This is a genomic window from Pseudomonas sp. HN8-3 (assembly GCF_020790195.1).
GTDB classification, from domain to species: domain Bacteria; phylum Pseudomonadota; class Gammaproteobacteria; order Pseudomonadales; family Pseudomonadaceae; genus Aquipseudomonas; species Aquipseudomonas synxantha_A.
Map to the genome: position 1 here is coordinate 1,170,007 of NZ_CP086206.1, position 17,504 is coordinate 1,187,510.

The 17,504-nt window shown below is 60.8% G+C and carries 15 protein-coding genes; 10 read left to right on the top strand and 5 right to left on the bottom strand.

What is annotated here, in order from left to right:
- Positions 1-62: 62 nt before the first annotated feature.
- The 5 genes from rlmF to LJX92_RS05210 all read right to left on the bottom strand — a co-directional run bounded on the left by rlmF (position 63) and on the right by LJX92_RS05210 (position 6,699).
- Entirely contained in the window at positions 63-1,082 is a 1,020-nt protein-coding gene (gene rlmF / locus LJX92_RS05190; RefSeq protein ID WP_005785132.1) for a 23S rRNA (adenine(1618)-N(6))-methyltransferase RlmF, read from the bottom strand.
- Between the two features lie 204 nt (positions 1,083-1,286).
- A complete protein-coding gene (locus LJX92_RS05195; RefSeq protein ID WP_228309376.1) occupies positions 1,287-4,133 on the bottom strand; it encodes a valine--tRNA ligase in 2,847 nt (948 codons plus the stop codon).
- 212 nt (positions 4,134-4,345) lie between these two features.
- Complete coding sequence (locus tag LJX92_RS05200) at positions 4,346-4,720, bottom strand: hypothetical protein (protein ID WP_005785135.1); 375 nt, start codon at positions 4,718-4,720, stop codon at positions 4,346-4,348.
- Between the two features lie 8 nt (positions 4,721-4,728).
- Positions 4,729-5,157, bottom strand: a complete 429-nt coding sequence (locus LJX92_RS05205; protein WP_005785137.1) for a DNA polymerase III subunit chi — start codon at positions 5,155-5,157, stop codon at positions 4,729-4,731.
- Between the two features lie 51 nt (positions 5,158-5,208).
- The gene (locus LJX92_RS05210; protein WP_032877622.1) at positions 5,209-6,699 is read right to left on the bottom strand and encodes a leucyl aminopeptidase; all 1,491 of its coding nucleotides are present in this window, start codon (positions 6,697-6,699) and stop codon (positions 5,209-5,211) included.
- 284 nt (positions 6,700-6,983) lie between these two features.
- Between LJX92_RS05210 and lptF the strand changes: the two genes are divergently transcribed.
- From lptF to tadA, 10 genes are all read left to right on the top strand, one after another.
- The gene (gene lptF / locus LJX92_RS05215; RefSeq protein WP_032877621.1) at positions 6,984-8,102 is read left to right on the top strand and encodes an LPS export ABC transporter permease LptF; all 1,119 of its coding nucleotides are present in this window, start codon (positions 6,984-6,986) and stop codon (positions 8,100-8,102) included.
- Complete coding sequence (lptG, locus tag LJX92_RS05220; protein ID WP_032877620.1) at positions 8,095-9,174, top strand: LPS export ABC transporter permease LptG; 1,080 nt, start codon at positions 8,095-8,097, stop codon at positions 9,172-9,174. Before lptF ends, lptG begins: the two co-directional genes overlap by 8 nt.
- A gap of 151 nt (positions 9,175-9,325) precedes the next feature.
- Positions 9,326-11,125, top strand: coding sequence for a translation elongation factor 4 (gene lepA, locus LJX92_RS05225; RefSeq protein WP_032877619.1), 1,800 nt, complete (start codon positions 9,326-9,328; stop codon positions 11,123-11,125).
- A 5-nt stretch (positions 11,126-11,130) separates the two neighbouring features.
- Positions 11,131-11,985 carry a signal peptidase I gene (gene lepB, locus LJX92_RS05230; protein ID WP_032877618.1) on the top strand — a complete coding sequence of 285 codons (855 nt, stop codon included), beginning with the start codon at positions 11,131-11,133 and terminating at the stop codon, positions 11,983-11,985.
- A 152-nt stretch (positions 11,986-12,137) separates the two neighbouring features.
- Positions 12,138-12,827, top strand: a complete 690-nt coding sequence (gene rnc, locus LJX92_RS05235; RefSeq protein WP_005785145.1) for a ribonuclease III — start codon at positions 12,138-12,140, stop codon at positions 12,825-12,827.
- Positions 12,820-13,722 carry a GTPase Era gene (era, locus tag LJX92_RS05240; protein ID WP_005785147.1) on the top strand — a complete coding sequence of 301 codons (903 nt, stop codon included), beginning with the start codon at positions 12,820-12,822 and terminating at the stop codon, positions 13,720-13,722. Before rnc ends, era begins: the two co-directional genes overlap by 8 nt.
- Before the next feature lie 157 nt (positions 13,723-13,879).
- Positions 13,880-14,569: a DNA repair protein RecO gene (recO, locus tag LJX92_RS05245; protein ID WP_005785148.1), complete on the top strand. Its 690-nt coding sequence runs from the start codon at positions 13,880-13,882 to the stop codon at positions 14,567-14,569.
- Between the two features lie 51 nt (positions 14,570-14,620).
- The gene (gene pdxJ, locus LJX92_RS05250) at positions 14,621-15,364 is read left to right on the top strand and encodes a pyridoxine 5'-phosphate synthase (RefSeq protein WP_032877617.1); all 744 of its coding nucleotides are present in this window, start codon (positions 14,621-14,623) and stop codon (positions 15,362-15,364) included.
- Positions 15,365-15,613: 249 nt separating this feature from the next.
- Positions 15,614-16,996, top strand: a complete 1,383-nt coding sequence (locus tag LJX92_RS05255) for a multicopper oxidase family protein (protein WP_032877616.1) — start codon at positions 15,614-15,616, stop codon at positions 16,994-16,996.
- On the top strand, positions 16,996-17,493 hold the full coding sequence (tadA, locus tag LJX92_RS05260) for a tRNA adenosine(34) deaminase TadA (protein WP_103733383.1): 498 nt from the start codon (positions 16,996-16,998) through the stop codon (positions 17,491-17,493). The genes LJX92_RS05255 and tadA overlap by 1 nt, the downstream gene beginning before the upstream one ends.
- The last annotated feature ends 11 nt before the right edge of the window (positions 17,494-17,504 follow it).

Consider the following 17,504-nt stretch of genomic DNA (forward strand, 5'->3'; position numbering starts at 1 on the left):
CCGTGCTCCGGAGTGATCCGGGCACGGTTTTTTGTTGCCTGCGGTTTTATTGTGATGAAAGGTTAGTCGCGCACCCAGCGCTGGCGCCAGATCTGCTGCTCATTCTTGGTCTGGAACGTCCAGGCCACAAACCGGCTTTGCTTCTGCCCCTGAGACATCTCTACCACCTGGCTTTCCAGCACGCCGGCTTTTTTCAGCGCGGTTTCGATCGCAGGCAAGTTGGACGCTTTTGACACCAGGGTGCTGAACCACAACACCTTGTGGGCAAAATGCGCGCTCTCGGCGATCAACTGCGTCACAAAGCGTGCTTCGCCGCCTTCACACCACAGCTCGGCCGATTGGCCGCCGAAGTTGAGAACCGGCAACTTGCGTTTCGGATCGGCCTTGCCCAGGGCGCGCCACTTGCGCTCGCTGCCCTTGGTGGCTTCATCCATGGATGCATGGAACGGCGGGTTGCACATGGTCAGGTCAAAGCGTTCGCCCGGCTCCAGCAAACCCAGCAGGATCTGCTTGGGGTTGGGCTGCTGTCGCAGCTGGATAACCTTGCTCAGGTCGTTGGACTGCACGATGGCCTTGGCGGCGCTCACGGCGATAGGGTCGACCTCCGAGCCCAGGAAGTTCCAGCGGTACTCCATGTAGCCAATCAGCGGGTAGACGCAGTTGGCGCCCATGCCGATATCCAGCACCTTGACGATCGAGCCACGCGGGATCTTGCCGTCGTTGACGCTGGCCAGCAGGTCGGCGAGGAAATGCACATAGTCGGCACGCCCCGGTACCGGGGGGCACAGGTAATCGGCCGGGATGTCCCAATGCTGGATGCCATAGAACGACTTGAGCAACGCCCGGTTGAACACCCGCACCGCGTCCGGGCTGGCGAAGTCGATGCTTTCCTTGCCGTAGGGGTTGATGATCACGAATTTCGCCAGTTCTGGCGTGGTCTTGATCAGCGCCGGGAAGTCGTAACGGCCCGTGTGGCGGTTGCGCGGGTGCAGGGTGGCCTCTTTGCGCGGTACCACGGGCTTGGCCGGGGTAGCGGATTTAGGCTTCTTGCGCGAAGGTTTAGGCGTAGTGGGGGCGGTCATGATGATTCTGGTGTTGGCTCAAAGTGGCGGCCATTGTCACACATCCTGAGCTCAACCCGGTCAAATGTGGGAGGGGGCTTGCTCCCGATAGCGGTGTGACAGTCAAAAATATTGAGACTGATACACCGCTATCGGGAGCAAGCCCCCTCCCACAGAGGCAAAAAAAAGAGACCCGAAGGTCTCTTTCTTTACGCGACTCAAGCCTTACAGGCTGGAAATCCGCGCATGTTGCTCGGCCAGTTTGCCCAAAGCCTGTTCAGCTTCGGCCAACTTGGCGCGTTCTTTCTCGATCACCTCCGCCGGCGCCTTGTCGACGAATGCCGCGTTGGACAGCTTACCGCCCACGCGTTGCACTTCGCCTTGCAGGCGGGCGATTTCCTTGTCGAGACGGGCCAGTTCGGCGCCCTTGTCGATCAGGCCGGCCATTGGCACCAGCACTTCCATGTCGCCCACCAATGCAGTGGCGGACAGCGGCGCTTCGGCATCGGCAGCCAATACGGTGATCGACTCCAGCTTGGCCAGCTTCTTGAGCAACGCGTCGTTCTCGCTGAGACGGCGCTGATCTTCGGCACTGGCGTTCTTGACGAACACGGCCAATGGCTTGCCCGGTCCGATGTTCATCTCGGCGCGGATGTTGCGAGTGCCGAGCATCAGGGTCTTGAGCCATTCGATATCGCTTTCGGCGGCCTCATCGATGCGCGCTTCATTGGCCACTGGCCAAGGTTGCAGCATGATGGTCTTGCCTTCGATACCGGCCAGCGGCGCCAGGCGCTGCCAGATTTCTTCGGTGATGAACGGCATGAACGGATGCGCCAGGCGCAATGCCACTTCCAGTACGCGCACCAGGGTGCGGCGAGTACCGCGCTGGCGTTCGACCGGGGCGTTTTCGTCCCACAGCACCGGCTTGGACAGTTCCAGGTACCAGTCGCAGTATTGGTTCCAGATGAACTCGTACAGCGCCTGTGCAGCCAGGTCGAAACGGAACTGGTCGAGCTGGCGGGTCACTTCGGCTTCGGTGCGCTGCAACTGCGAGATGATCCAGCGATCAGCCAGGCTCAACTCATAGGCTTCGCCGTTCTGGCCGCAGTCTCCGCCTTTATCCAGCACGTAGCGCGCGGCGTTCCAGATCTTGTTGCAGAAGTTGCGATAGCCTTCGACGCGGCCCATGTCGAACTTGATGTCGCGACCGGTAGAGGCCAGCGAGCAGAAGGTGAAGCGCAGGGCGTCGGTGCCGTAGCTGGCGATGCCGTCGGCGAATTCGTCGCGGGTCTGCTTCTCGATCTTTTTCGCCAGTTTTGGCTGCATCAGGCCCGAGGTGCGTTTCTGTACCAGGGTTTCCAGGTCGATGCCGTCGATGATGTCCAGCGGGTCCAGGACGTTGCCCTTGGACTTGGACATCTTCTGGCCCTGGCCGTCGCGTACCAGGCCGTGTACGTACACGGTCTTGAACGGTACCTGCGGGGTGCCGTCTTCGTTTTTCACCAAATGCATGGTGAGCATGATCATCCGGGCAACCCAGAAGAAAATGATATCGAAGCCGGTGACCAGCACGTCGGTGGAGTGGAATTTCTTCAGGAATTCGGTCTGCTGCGGCCAGCCCAGGGTGGAGAACGTCCACAGGCCCGAGCTGAACCAGGTGTCCAGTACGTCGTTGTCCTGTTGCAGCGCGATGTCGGCGCCGAGGTTGTGCTTGGCACGCACTTCGGCTTCGTCGCGGCCTACATAGACCTTGCCCGACTCGTCATACCAGGCCGGAATACGATGGCCCCACCACAGCTGACGGCTGATGCACCAATCCTGGATGTCGCGCATCCACGAGAAGTACATGTTTTCGTACTGTTTAGGCACGAACTGGATGCGGCCATCTTCCACGGCGGCGATGGCAGGCTCTGCCAGCGGCTTGGTGGACACGTACCATTGGTCGGTCAGCCACGGTTCGATCACGGTGCCGGAGCGATCGCCCTTCGGCACTTTCAGGCCGTGGTCGTCGACGCTGACCAGCAAGCCGGCGGCGTCGAAGGCGGCAACGATCTGCTTGCGTGCTTCAAAACGGTCCAGACCGGCATATTCGGCCGGAATCTTGCCGTCAATGCTGTCGTTCAACGAGCCGTCCAGGTTGAATACCTGGCAGGCCGGCAATACGGCGGCATTCTTGTCGAAGATGTTCAGCAGCGGCAGGTTGTGACGTTTGCCGACTTCATAGTCGTTGAAATCGTGGGCCGGGGTGATTTTCACGCAGCCGGTGCCGAATTCAGGATCGCAATAGTCGTCCGCAATGATCGGGATGCGGCGGCCAACCAGTGGCAGTTCGACGAACTTGCCGATCAGCGCCTGGTAGCGCTCGTCGTTCGGGTTAACGGCGACGGCGGCATCGCCGAGCATAGTTTCCGGACGAGTGGTGGCGACGATCAGGTAGTCGTTGCCTTCAGCGGTCTTGGCGCCGTCGGCCAGCGGGTACTTGAGGTTCCACAGGAAGCCTTTCTCGTCGTGGTTTTCCACTTCGAGGTCGGAAATGGCCGTGTGCAACTTGGTGTCCCAGTTGACCAGGCGCTTGCCGCGGTAGATCAGGCCGTCTTCGTGCAGGCGCACGAAGGCTTCCTTCACGGCTTCCGACAGGCCGTCGTCCATGGTGAAGCGCTCGCGGCTCCAATCCACGGAGGAGCCCAGGCGACGGATCTGACGGCTGATATTGCCGCCGGACTGATCTTTCCATTCCCAGACTTTCTCCAGGAATTTCTCGCGGCCCAGGTCGTGACGGTTCTGGCCGGTGGCTTCCAGTTGGCGTTCCACCAGCATCTGCGTGGCGATACCAGCGTGGTCGGTGCCCGGCTGCCACAGGGTGTCGCGACCCTGCATACGGCGGAAACGGATCAACGCATCCATGATCGCATTGTTGAAGCCATGGCCCATGTGCAGGCTGCCAGTGACGTTCGGTGGCGGGATCATGATGGTGTACGAGTCGCCCGCACCTTGTGGGGCGAAATAGTTCTCGGACTCCCAGGTGTTGTACCAGGAAGTTTCGATAGCGTGGGGCTGGTAGGTCTTATCCATGCGCGGCGGGACCCTAGTTGGCATTTATTCAGGAAAGCCGACAAGTATAACGGGGGAGGACGAGGAGGGCGAGTTGAAGACGGACTTAAGGCTGATGCAAAACTAATGTGGGAGGGGGCTTGCTCCCGATTGCTGAGTGTCAGCCACCGAATCATCGGCTGATACAACGCTATCGGGAGCAAGCCCCCTCCCACAGGAAATATCAGTGTCGTTTAGGACTGGTACTGGCTGAGCAACCGCTCCATCCGCGCATCCATCCGACGCTTGATCTCGGCTTCAATATGCGGCGCAAAGTCGTCAATCACATCCTGCATGATCAATTGCGCGGCGGCGCGCAGTTCATTGTCCAGGTGCAGGAGCAGGGCATCGGGGGCTTTTTCTGCGGCGGGAGCGGGTTCTGCAACCACAGGTTCCGGCGCGGCAGGCTTGCCGCTGACCATGTCGAACAGCAGCGGGATCTGTACCTCGCCATCGGCCGTTTCGGTCAGCAGCGGCGGTTGCAGGTTGTCATCACCCAGCAACTGACGGATCGACTCCAGGTCGTCCAGCAGGTGGTCGTCTTTTTTCAGCGGGTTGGGAGTGTCCATCGTGTGCTCTAAAGTCGTTGTAGCCGGTGATCCTGCAGAGAATAGCCCTGTTCGCGATAGAAACGGAAACTCTCCCGCGCGGCCTGACGAATAGCCGGGTCTTCCACCACCACTTCCGCCACGCGGGCGAAAGCCTTGGCAAAGGCCGGTACTTTCAGGTCCAGGTTGACCAGCAGGTCATGGTGATCGCCGCAACTGTCGCCCACACCCAGGACTACCAGGCTTTCAGGTTCGGATTCGGCGGGGCCGTGGGGCACGAAGCTTTCGCCCTTGAAGCGCCACAGGCGGGCATCCAGCTCATCGCGTTGGGCGGCATCGCTGCAATGCAGGTAGATGCGGTGGCCCATGCGCCAGGCTTTTTCGGTGAGCTTGCAGGCAAAGTCCAGGCGCGCGAGGGGATCGGCGCTGGGCAATATATAGAAGTCGACTTGGGTCATTGCGGTTCCTGAGACCGGGGCGGCGGGATGGTCGCCCCGGCATCTTCAGTTTCAGGCCTTGGCGCGATCCAGCAGGTATTGGGTCAACAGTGGCACCGGACGGCCGGTTGCGCCCTTGTCCTTGCCGCCGCTGGTCCAGGCGGTGCCGGCGATGTCCAGGTGGGCCCAGTTGAAGTTCTTGGCAAAGCGCGACAGGAAGCAGGCCGCCGTAATGGTGCCGGCTTTCGGGCCACCGATGTTGGCGATGTCGGCGAACGGACTGTCCAGTTGTTCCTGGTACTCATCGAACAGCGGCAGTTGCCAGGCGCGGTCGTCGGCAGCCTTGCCGGCGCTGAGCAGTTGCTCGATCAGTTCGTCGTTGTTGCCCAGCAGTCCCGAAGTGTGGGAGCCCAAGGCAACGATGCACGCGCCGGTCAGGGTGGCGATGTCGATCACGGCCTGGGGCTTGAAGCGCTCGGCGTAGGTCAGGGCGTCGCACAGCACCAGGCGGCCTTCGGCGTCGGTGTTGAGGATTTCCACGGTCTGGCCGCTCATGGTCGTGACGATATCGCCCGGGCGGGCCGCGCCGCCGCTCGGCATGTTCTCGGCACAGGCCAGGATGCACACCAGGTTGATCGGCAGCTTGAGTTCCAGCACGGCACGCAGGGTACCGAACACGCTGGCCGCGCCGCCCATGTCGTATTTCATCTCATCCATGCCCGCGCCCGGCTTGAGGCTGATGCCGCCGGTGTCGAAGGTGATGCCTTTACCCACCAGGGCGTAGGGCTTCTCGGATTTCTTGCCGCCGTTGTATTGCATCACGATCAGGCGTGGCGGCTGGTCGCTGCCCTGGCCTACGGCATAGAACGAGCCCATGCCCAGGTCCTTGATCTTCTTTTCATCCAGCACTTCAACCTTCAAGCCCTTGAACTCTTTGCCCAATGCTTTGGCCTGTTCGCCCAGGAATGTCGGGTGGCAGATGTTCGGCGGCAGGTTGCCCAGGTCGCGGGTGAACGACATGCCGTTGGCGATGGCCTGGGCGTGGGTCACGGCGCGCTGAACTTCAGCCTGGGCAGCCTTGATGGTCAGCAGGGTGATTTTCTTCAGGGCGCGGGGTTCGGCCTTCTGGCTCTTGAACTGGTCGAAAATATAGCCGCCGTCCAGCAGCGACTCGGCCAGCAGGCGGGTCTTGCCGTAGCTGTCACGGCCCTTGATCACGATTTCGTCGAGGGCCAGTGCCGCATCGCTGCCGCCCAGGCCCTTGAGGGTGGTAAGGATGCCGCTGATGATCTTGCGCAATGGACGGTCGCCCAGTTCGGCGTCCTTGCCCACGCCTACCAGCAATACGCGCTCGGCCTTGAGGTTGGGCAGGCTCTGCAGCAGCAGGCTCTGGCCGACTTTGCCGGCCAGGTCGCCGCGCTTGAGGATCGCGCTGATCGCGCCGCCGCTCAGTTCGTCCAGTTGCTTGGCGGCGACGCCGAGTGTGCGGCCTTCGCCGACAGCGACCACGAGGGTGGCGGTTTTCAACGTTTCGGGGCTAACGCTTTTTACAACCAATTCCATGTTCGGGTCCCTTATCAAGGTCTGTGAGCCTGGAGTTTGTACTCAGGCTTGAAGCTCGGCAGCTTGGTAAACCGCCAGCGGACAAAGGCCGCAGTTTGAACCTCGCCGGCGGAGCCTGACAACCCTTGGCGCACGCTTTGTGCGTGCGCATGAGTAAGCTCCGTGACAGGCGCGGTCAATCACAGGATAATGCGCCATCTTTTTAGCCGATCCGTGATAAACGGGTCGTCTCGGTATGCTTGCTTGTTTGGCCGCCTTAGCCTGACAACCCTGGAGTGTCTGGTTTGATCGTCTTCCGTTATCTGTCCCGCGAAGTCCTGTTGACCCTGAGTGCCGTGAGTGCGGTGTTGCTGGTCATCATCATGAGTGGTCGTTTCGTCAAGTTCCTGGCTCAAGCCGCCGCAGGCGCCCTGGATCCGGGGTCGTTGTTCTTGATCATGGGCTACCGGATGCCCGGGATGCTGCAGCTGATCCTGCCCCTTGGCCTGTTTCTCGGCATATTGCTGGCCTATGGCCGCTTGTACCTTGAGAGTGAAATGACCGTGCTGTCGGCCACCGGCATGAGCCAGCAACGTTTGCTGGCCATGACCATGGTGCCGGCCGCCGGCGTTGCCCTGGTGGTGGCCTGGTTGAGCATGAGCCTGGCGCCCCAGGGCGCCATGCAGTTCCAGCTGCTGTTGAACAAGCAGGATGCGATGACCGAGTTCGATACCCTCGAGCCCGGGCGCTTCCAGGCGCTCAGTGACGGTTCGCGGGTCACCTATACCGAAACCATGACCGATGACCGCTCCAACCTCGGTGGCGTGTTCATTTCCCAGAAAAACCTCGGCCAGAACCAGAAAGACCGTGGCATTACTATTCTGGTGGCCGATAGCGGGCGCCAGGAAATACGCCCCGACGGCAACCGCTACCTGATCCTGGAAAATGGCTACCGCTACGACGGCAGCCCTGGTCTGGCGGACTACCGGGCGATCAAGTACGACACTTATGGCGTCATGCTGCCCAAGCCTGAGATCAGCGGCGAGGTCACCGACCGCGACGCACTGCCGACTGCATCGCTGTTCGGCAGCCAGGAACTGCGCTCCATTGCCGAGCTGCAATGGCGTTTGTCCTTGCCGCTGCTGGTGTTTATCGTAACCTTGATGGCCGTGCCGCTGTCGCGCGTCAACCCGCGCCAGGGGCGTTTCCTCAAGCTGCTGCCGGCGATCCTGCTGTACATGGCCTACCTGACCATCCTGATTTCCGCCCGTGGCTCCCTCGAGAAAGGCAAGTTGCCGCCAGCCCTTGGCCTGTGGTGGGTGCACGGGGTTTTCCTGTTGATCGGCCTGGGGCTGCTCTATTGGGAACCTATCCGTTTGAAAATGAAGAGCCGTCGTGGCCTGAAGGAGTTGGCCCGTGGCTAAGCTTGATCGCTACATTGGCAGCAGCGTACTGATCGCCATCCTGGCGGTACTGGGCATCATTCTTGGCCTGGCCTTGCTGTTCGCCTTCATTGATGAAGTGGGCAACGTCACCGACACCTACACGGTCACGGATGTACTGAGCTACGTGGCACTGACTGCGCCGCGCCGCCTCTACGACATGATGCCGATGGCGGCGCTGATCGGTTGCCTGATCGGCCTGGGCACCCTGGCCAGCAACAGCGAGCTGACCATCATGCGCGCCGCCGGCGTTTCCATTGGTCGTATCGTCTGGGCGGTGATGAAGCCGATGCTGCTGCTGATGGCGTGCAGCGTGCTGATCGGTGAATACGTCGCGCCCCCGGCCGAAGCCACCGCCCAGGCCAATCGCGCCCTGGCCCAGGGCTCGGGCGATGCGCAAAGCGCCAAGCACGGCCTGTGGCACCGCCAGGGTGATGAGTTCATCCACATCAACGCCGTGCAGCCAGGCGGCCTGTTGATCGGTGTCACGCGCTATACCTTCGATAAAGAGCGGCACATGCTGTCCTCCAGCTTCGCCAAGCGCGCACAATACAATGCCGAGCAATGGCAACTGAGCGACGTCACCACCACCTACTTCCGCAATGTGGGCCAGGGCACCAAGGCCAGCACTGAAGTGGTCAATGCACCGACCGAGCAGTGGGATATCGCCCTGAAGCCGGAACTGCTCAACACCGTGGTGATGGTCCCCGAAGCGCTGCCGATCTCGGGGTTGTGGAGCTACATCCATTACCTCAAGGACCAGGGCCTGAACAACGGCCGCTACTGGCTGGCGTTCTGGGTGAAAGTCCTGCAGCCGGTGGTAACCGCCGCGTTGGTGTTGATGGCGATCTCCTTCATCTTCGGGCCGTTGCGCTCCGTAACCCTTGGCCAGCGGGTATTTACCGGCGTGCTGGTGGGCTTTACCTTCCGCATCGCCCAGGATCTGCTCGGGCCGTCGAGCCTGGTGTTCGGTTTCTCGCCGCTGTTTGCGGTGCTGGTGCCGACGGCCATCTGCGCCGTGGCCGGGTTCTGGCTACTGCGTCGGGCCGGTTGAAGCTGCGCTTATGCACAAAAAATGCCCCGCTCTCGTGAGTGGGGCATTTTTGTTCTGGTCAGCAAAGATGACGTCTGGCCTGAGCATCAGGTACAATTCCCGGCTATTTTTCAGCGGGCAATCTGCCTGCAGCCTTTTTGAGTGTTGATCCGTGAGTGATTTGAGTCATATCCGCAATTTCTCCATCATCGCCCACATTGACCATGGCAAGTCGACGCTGGCCGATCGATTCATCCAGATGTGCGGCGGCCTTGCCGAGCGTGAAATGGAAGCCCAGGTACTGGACTCCATGGACCTCGAACGCGAACGCGGGATCACCATCAAGGCCCACAGCGTTACTCTGTATTACAAGGCCAAAGACGGCATCACCTACCAGCTGAACTTCATTGACACCCCGGGCCACGTCGACTTCACCTATGAAGTCAGCCGTTCGCTTGCGGCCTGTGAAGGTGCCTTACTGGTAGTCGACGCCGGCCAGGGCGTCGAGGCGCAGTCGGTTGCCAACTGCTACACCGCGATCGAGCAGGGCCTGGAAGTCATGCCCGTGCTCAACAAGATCGACCTGCCCCAGGCCGAGCCTGAGCGTGTCAAGGAAGAGATCGAGAAGATCATCGGCATCGACGCCACCGACGCCGTCACCTGCAGCGCCAAGACCGGCCTGGGTGTTGACGAAGTACTCGAGCGTCTGGTGCACACCATTCCCGCGCCGACCGGCAACTACGAAGATCCGCTGCAAGCGTTGATCATCGACTCCTGGTTCGACAACTACCTGGGCGTTGTCTCCCTGGTCCGCGTGCGCCATGGCCGTGTGAAGAAGGGCGACAAGATCCTGGTCAAGTCCACCGGCAAGATCCACCTGGTGGACAGCGTCGGTGTATTCAACCCCAAGCACACCGCCACCACTGATCTGAAAGCCGGTGAAGTAGGCTTCATCATCGCCGGTATCAAGGACATCCACGGTGCACCGGTGGGTGACACCCTGACCCTGAGCTCCACGCCCGACGTCGACGTACTGCCCGGCTTCAAGCGTATCCAGCCACAGGTCTACGCCGGCCTGTTCCCGGTCAGCTCCGACGACTTCGAGGATTTTCGCGAAGCGCTGCAAAAGCTGACCCTCAACGACTCGTCGTTGCAGTACACCCCGGAAAGCTCCGACGCCCTGGGCTTCGGCTTCCGCTGCGGGTTTCTGGGCATGCTGCACATGGAAATCATCCAGGAGCGTCTTGAGCGCGAGTACGACCTGGACCTGATCACCACGGCGCCGACCGTTATTTTCGAGCTGTTGCTCAAAACCGGTGAAACGATTTACGTCGACAACCCGTCCAAGCTTCCGGATCTGTCGGCCATCGAAGACATGCGTGAGCCAATCGTGCGGGCCAATATCCTGGTCCCGCAGGAGCACCTGGGCAACGTCATCACCCTGTGTATCGAGAAGCGTGGCGTACAGCGCGACATGCTGTTCCTCGGTACCCAGGTGCAAGTGACCTACGATATGCCGATGAACGAAGTGGTCCTGGACTTCTTCGACCGTCTCAAATCCACCAGTCGCGGCTATGCTTCGCTGGATTACCATTTCGATCGTTACCAATCGGCTAATCTGGTGAAACTGGATGTGCTGATCAACGGCGACAAGGTAGATGCCCTGGCACTGATCGTGCACAAGGACAACGCGCACTACAAAGGTCGCCAACTGACCGAGAAGATGAAAGAACTGATTCCGCGCCAGATGTTCGACGTTGCGATCCAGGCCGCCATTGGCGGGCAGATCATTGCACGGACTTCCGTCAAGGCTCTCAGAAAGAACGTACTGGCCAAATGCTACGGCGGTGACGTAAGCCGTAAGCGCAAGCTGCTTGAGAAGCAAAAGGCCGGTAAAAAACGCATGAAGCAAGTAGGTAACGTGGAAGTTCCACAAGAAGCCTTCCTTGCGGTGCTCAGGTTGGATAGTTAGGTCCTATGTCACTAAATTTCCCGCTGTTGCTGGTTATCGCCGTCGCCGTTTGCGGCCTCCTGGCGTTGCTCGATCTGGTGTTCTTCGCCCCGCGTCGGCGGTCGGCCATTGCTTCCTATCAGGGCAGCGTCAGCCAGCCCGATGCGGTGGTGATCGAGAAGCTGAACAAAGAGCCCTTGCTGGTTGAATACGGCAAGTCGTTCTTCCCGGTGTTGTTCATCGTGCTGGTGCTGCGTTCGTTCCTGGTGGAGCCGTTCCAGATCCCTTCTGGGTCGATGAAGCCGACCCTGGACGTGGGCGACTTTATCCTGGTGAACAAGTTTTCCTACGGGATCCGCTTGCCGGTGATCGACAAGAAAGTCATCGAGGTCGGTGACCCGCAGCGCGGCGATGTGATGGTATTCCGCTACCCGAGCGACCCTAACGTCAACTACATCAAGCGTGTAGTCGGCCTGCCGGGCGACGTGGTGCGCTACACCAGCGACAAGCGCCTGTTCATCAACGGTGAATCGGTGGCCGAGAAGCTGCTGGGCGCCGAGCCGAACACCCTGGGCAGCGCCGAGCTGTACCAGGAAAAACTCGGTGCGGTAGAGCACGAGATCCGCAAGGAAATGAGCCGCTACCGCGCAATGCCTGATGGCCAGTGGAAAGTACCCGCCGGGCACTACTTCATGATGGGCGACAACCGCGACAACTCCAATGACAGCCGTTACTGGGATGACCCCAATATTCCCAAGGACCTGCTGGGCATGGTGCCCGACGAGAACATCGTCGGCAAAGCCTTCGCGGTCTGGATGAGTTGGCCGGAACCCAAGCTCAGCCACCTGCCGAACTTCTCGCGGGTCGGGCTGATCAAGTAATACAGGCGGCGCTGTGAACACAGCGCCGAATGCTTTTCTGGGGTTTGGACAATTAACCGTCCGGCCCCATGCAGCACCAACCAGGATGTGAATTTGAACACTGCGTCAATCGTCGATGGCCGCCGGTGCCACCAACTAGATATGGATAAACCGTGACCGTTTCTCTAAGTCGTCTCGAGCGCCAGCTCGGCTACACCTTCAAGGACCCCGAATTGATGGTCCTTGCCCTCACACACCGCAGCTTTGCAGGGCGCAATAACGAGCGCCTGGAGTTCCTCGGTGATGCCATCCTCAATTTTGCCGCCGGTGAGGCGCTGTTCGAGCGTTTTCCTCAAGCGCGCGAAGGCCAGCTTTCGCGCCTGCGGGCGCGCCTTGTGAAAGGCGAGACCCTGGCCGTGCTGGCCCGAGGTTTCGGCCTGGGCGAGTACCTGCGGTTGGGGTCCGGTGAGTTGAAAAGCGGCGGTTTCCGTCGCGAATCGATTCTGGCCGATGCCCTGGAAGCCTTGATCGGCGCGATCTACCTCGATGCAGGGATGGAGACGGCCAAGGAGCGCGTGGTCGCCTGGCTGGCTTCTGAAATCGAAAGCCTGACACTGGTCGACACCAACAAAGATCCCAAGACCCGCCTGCAGGAATACCTGCAGTCCCGCGGTTGCGAACTGCCACGCTACGAAGTGGTGGATATCCAGGGTGAGCCCCATTGCCGCGTGTTCTTCGTGGAGTGTGAAATCACCTTATTGAACGAAAAAAGCCGAGGTCAGGGTGTGAGCCGTCGCATTGCCGAACAGGTAGCGGCCGCTGCAGCACTGATTGCCCTGGGCGTGGAGAATGGCCATGACTGATTCAACCGCAACACGCTGTGGCTATGTTGCCATCGTCGGCCGCCCGAACGTGGGCAAGTCCACGCTGCTCAACCACATCCTCGGCCAGAAGCTCGCGATCACTTCGCGCAAGCCCCAGACCACTCGCCACAACATGCTGGGCATCAAGACCGAAGGCAACGTGCAAGCGGTGTATGTCGATACCCCGGGCATGCACAAAGGCGGTGAGAAAGCCCTGAACCGCTACATGAACAAGACCGCTTCGGCGGCGTTGAAAGACGTCGACGTGGTGATCTTCGTGGTCGACCGCACCAAGTGGACCGACGAAGACCAGATGGTTCTCGAGCGTGTGCAGTACGTCACCGGCCCCTTGATCGTCGCGTTGAACAAGACCGACCGCATCGAAGACAAAGCCGAGCTGATGCCGCACCTGACCTGGTTGCAGGAACAACTGCCGAACGCCCAGATCATGCCGATCTCGGCCCAGCACGGCCACAACCTCGAAGCCCTGGAGCGCGTGATCGCCGGTTACCTGCCGGAAAACGAGCATTTCTTCCCGGAAGACCAGATCACCGACCGCAGCAGCCGCTTCCTCGCCGCCGAGCTGGTACGCGAGAAAATCATGCGCCAGATGGGTGCCGAGCTGCCGTACCAGATCACCGTCGAGATCGAAGAGTTCAAGCAGCAGGGCAAGACCTTGCATATCCATGCGCTGATCCTCGTCGAGCGTGACGGCCAGAAGAAAATCATCATTGGCGACAAAGGCGAGCGCATCAAGCGCATCGGCACCGAAGCGCGCAAGGACATGGAGCTGCTGTTCGACTCCAAGATCATGCTTAACCTGTGGGTGAAGGTTAAGGGTGGCTGGTCAGATGATGAGCGTGCGTTGCGCTCACTGGGCTACGGCGACCTTTAAGAACACCGCAGGTCTGAAAAAATGTGGGAGGGGGCTTGCTCCCGATAGCGGAGGGTCAGTCACTTATTTGTTTAACTGACCCACCGCCATCGGGAGCAAGCCCCCTCCCACATTAGGTTGTGTGGTTTTCAAAATTGCATTCCAGCAGTGAGTTCCCATGTCTCAATCCCCACCTCCCAGCCAACTCGCCTACGTGCTGCACAGCCGCGCCTATCGCGAGACCAGCGCGCTGGTGGACTTCCTCACGCCTCAAGGCCGCCTGCGTGCGGTGCTGCGCAGCGCACGGGGCAAGGCAGGTACCTTGGCGCGGCCCTTCGTGGCCCTGGATGTGGAGTTTCGCGGTAAGGGCGAGTTGAAAAACGTCGGCCGCCTGGAAAGCGTCGGCACCTCTGCCTGGCTTAACGGCGATGCACTGTTCAGCGGCCTTTACCTCAATGAACTGCTGATCCGGCTGTTACCCGCCGAAGACCCGCACCCGGCAGTCTTCGATCACTACGCCGCGACGCTGCTGGCCCTGGCTGAAGGGCGCCCCCTGGAACCGCTGCTGCGCGCCTTCGAATGGCGCTTGCTCGACGACCTGGGCTATGGCTTTGAATTGCACAACGACCTGCACGGCGATCCCGTCGCCGCCGACGGCATGTACCGCCTGCAAGTGGATGCGGGCCTTGAGCGCGTGTACCTGTTGCAGCCGGGGCTGTTCCAGGGCAGCGAACTGCTGGCCATGAGCGACGCGGACTGGAGCGCGCCGGGCGCCTTGTCCGCCGCCAAGCGCCTGATGCGCCAGGCCCTTGCCGTGCACCTGGGCGGGCGACCGCTGGTCAGTCGCGAGTTGTTTCGAAAGCCCTGACATCCCCGTGTATGCTGTGCACCGATTCTTTCCCTTTTCAGGAGCGCTTCCGTGACCACCAGCAATCGCATTCTTCTTGGCGTCAACATCGACCACGTCGCCACCCTGCGCCAGGCCCGGGGCACCCGTTACCCTGACCCGGTCAAGGCCGCGCTGGACGCCGAAGAAGCGGGCGCCGACGGCATTACCGTGCACCTGCGCGAAGACCGCCGCCACATCCAGGAGCGCGATGTGCTGCTGCTCAAGGACGTGCTGCAAACGCGCATGAACTTCGAAATGGGCGTCACCGAAGAAATGATGGCGTTTGCCGAGCGCATTCGCCCGGCGCATATCTGCCTGGTGCCCGAAACCCGCCAGGAGCTGACCACCGAGGGCGGCCTCGACGTCGCCGGCCAGGAAGCGCGGATCAAGGCCGCGGTGGAGCGCCTGTCGAAGATCGGCAGTGAAGTCTCGTTGTTCATTGACGCCGACGAACGCCAGATCGAAGCCTCGCGCCGGGTCGGTGCCCCGGCCATCGAATTGCACACTGGCCGTTACGCCGACGCCACCACCCCGACCGAAGTGGCCGACGAGCTGCAACGCATCATCGACGGCGTGAACTGCGGGCTCAACGAAGGCTTGATCGTCAATGCCGGCCATGGCTTGCACTACCACAACGTCGAAGCTGTGGCGGCGATCAAGGGCATCAACGAGCTGAACATCGGCCATGCACTGGTGGCCCATGCGCTGTTCGTCGGTTTCAAGGGTGCGGTTGCCGAGATGAAAGCCTTGATTCTGGCGGCTGCCAGGACCTGAGCAAACACAATATAAGCCACAATGAAGTTCACAATGTGGGAGGGGGCTTGTTCCCGATAGCAGTGTGTCAGTCAGCATGTTTTTAGCTGACCCACCGCCATCGGGAGCAAGCCCCCTCCCACATGTTGATCTTTATCGACATCCACAATTGCGCCATGCGGCAATGCGAAGCCTTACTGTTTAGGCGACGCAGGTGTATCGTATCTGCCCTTTGCGGGCCTTGGCCTGCGGCAGATACGTGAGGTTGCTGTGTCCCAATCGTTTTCCCGTCGACAGATCCTCGGTGGCCTTGCCGGCCTGGCAGTCGTCGGTGTGGGCGCCGGTGGCGCCTATCGTTACTGGCTGGGCAAGGTCGCCGATGCCAACGCAGGAAGCGACTACCAACTGATTGCCGCGCCCCTGGACGTGGAACTGGTACCGGGGCACAAGACCCAAGCCTGGGCATTCGGCCCTTCGGCGCCTGGCACCGAGTTGCGCGTGCGCCAGGGCGAATGGCTGCGGGTACGTTTCATCAATCACCTGCCGGTCGCCACTACCATCCACTGGCACGGCATCCGCCTGCCGCTGGAAATGGACGGTGTCCCCTACGTTTCGCAATTGCCGGTGCTGCCTGGGGAATATTTCGACTACCAATTTCGCGTGCCCGATGCCGGCAGCTACTGGTATCACCCCCACGTAAGCAGCAGCGAAGAACTTGGCCGTGGCCTGGTCGGCCCATTGATTGTGGAAGAGCGCGAACCCACCGGTTTCAAATACGAACGTACCTTGAGCCTGAAGAACTGGCACATCGACGAAGAAGGTGCGTTTGTCGAGTTCAGTATCCCCCGTGAAGCGGCGCGGGGCGGCACTGCAGGGCGCCTCTCCACCATCAACGGCGTGCCCCAGGCGGTCATCGACCTGCCCGCTGGGCAAATCACTCGCGTGCGCTTGCTCAACCTCGACAACACCCTGACCTATCGCCTCAACATCCCCGGCGTCGAAGCGCAGATCTACGCGTTGGACGGCAACCCCATCGAGCCGCGCCCGCTGGGCAAGGAATACTGGCTGGGCCCAGGGATGCGCATCTGTCTGGCAATCAAGGCCCCGCCGGCGGGTGAAGAATTGTCGATCCGCAACGGCCCGGTGCGCCTGGGCACCTTCCGTTCGGTGGCCAACACCGATGCGCCTACCCAGTGGCCACCGGCATTGCCGGCCAACCCGGTTGCCGAGCCGGACCTGGCCAATGCCGAGAAACTCAACTTCAATTTCGAATGGGTCGGTTCGGTGTCGGTCAATGTCGAAAACGGTAAGCCACCCAGCCTGTGGCAGATCAACGGCCAGGCCTGGGACATCACCGACAAGACCTGTGCCGACCGCCCGATTGCCAGGCTTGAAAAGGGCAAGAGCTACATCTTTGAATTGAAGAACATGACCCAGTACCAGCACCCGATCCACCTGCATGGCATGAGCTTCAAGGTGATTGCGTCGAACCGCCACAAGGTCATCCCGTATTTCACCGACACCTACCTGCTGGGCAAGAACGAACGCGCCCGTGTGGCGCTGGTGGCGGATAACCCGGGAGTGTGGATGTTCCATTGCCACGTGATCGACCATATGGAAACCGGCCTGATGGCCGCTATCGAGGTGGCGTGATGCGCCAGATTCGCCCCGGCGCGATTATCGACCGCAGCCGCGACCAGGACTTTATGCGCGAAGCCCTCGCCCTGGCCGCCCAAGGCGCCGCACTGGGCGAAGTGCCGGTGGGCGCGGTGCTGGTGCAGGATGGTGCAATCATCGGCCGCGGCTTCAATTGCCCGATCAGCGGCAACGACCCCAGCGCCCATGCCGAAATGGTCGCGATCCGCGCCGCTGCGCAAGCCATCAGCAACTATCGCCTGGTGGGCAGCACGCTGTATGTGACCCTGGAACCGTGCAGCATGTGCGCCGGGTTGATCGTGCATTCACGCATCGCAAGGGTGGTGTATGGCGCACTGGAGCCCAAGGCCGGGATTGTGCAGAGCCAGGGGCAGTTTTTTACCCAGGGCTTTCTCAACCATAAGGTACTGTTTGAAGGCGGCGTGCTGGCCGAGGAGTGCGGCACGGTGTTGAGCGAGTTCTTCAAGGCTCGCCGAGCTAAACCACCACTCTAAAGAACACTGAG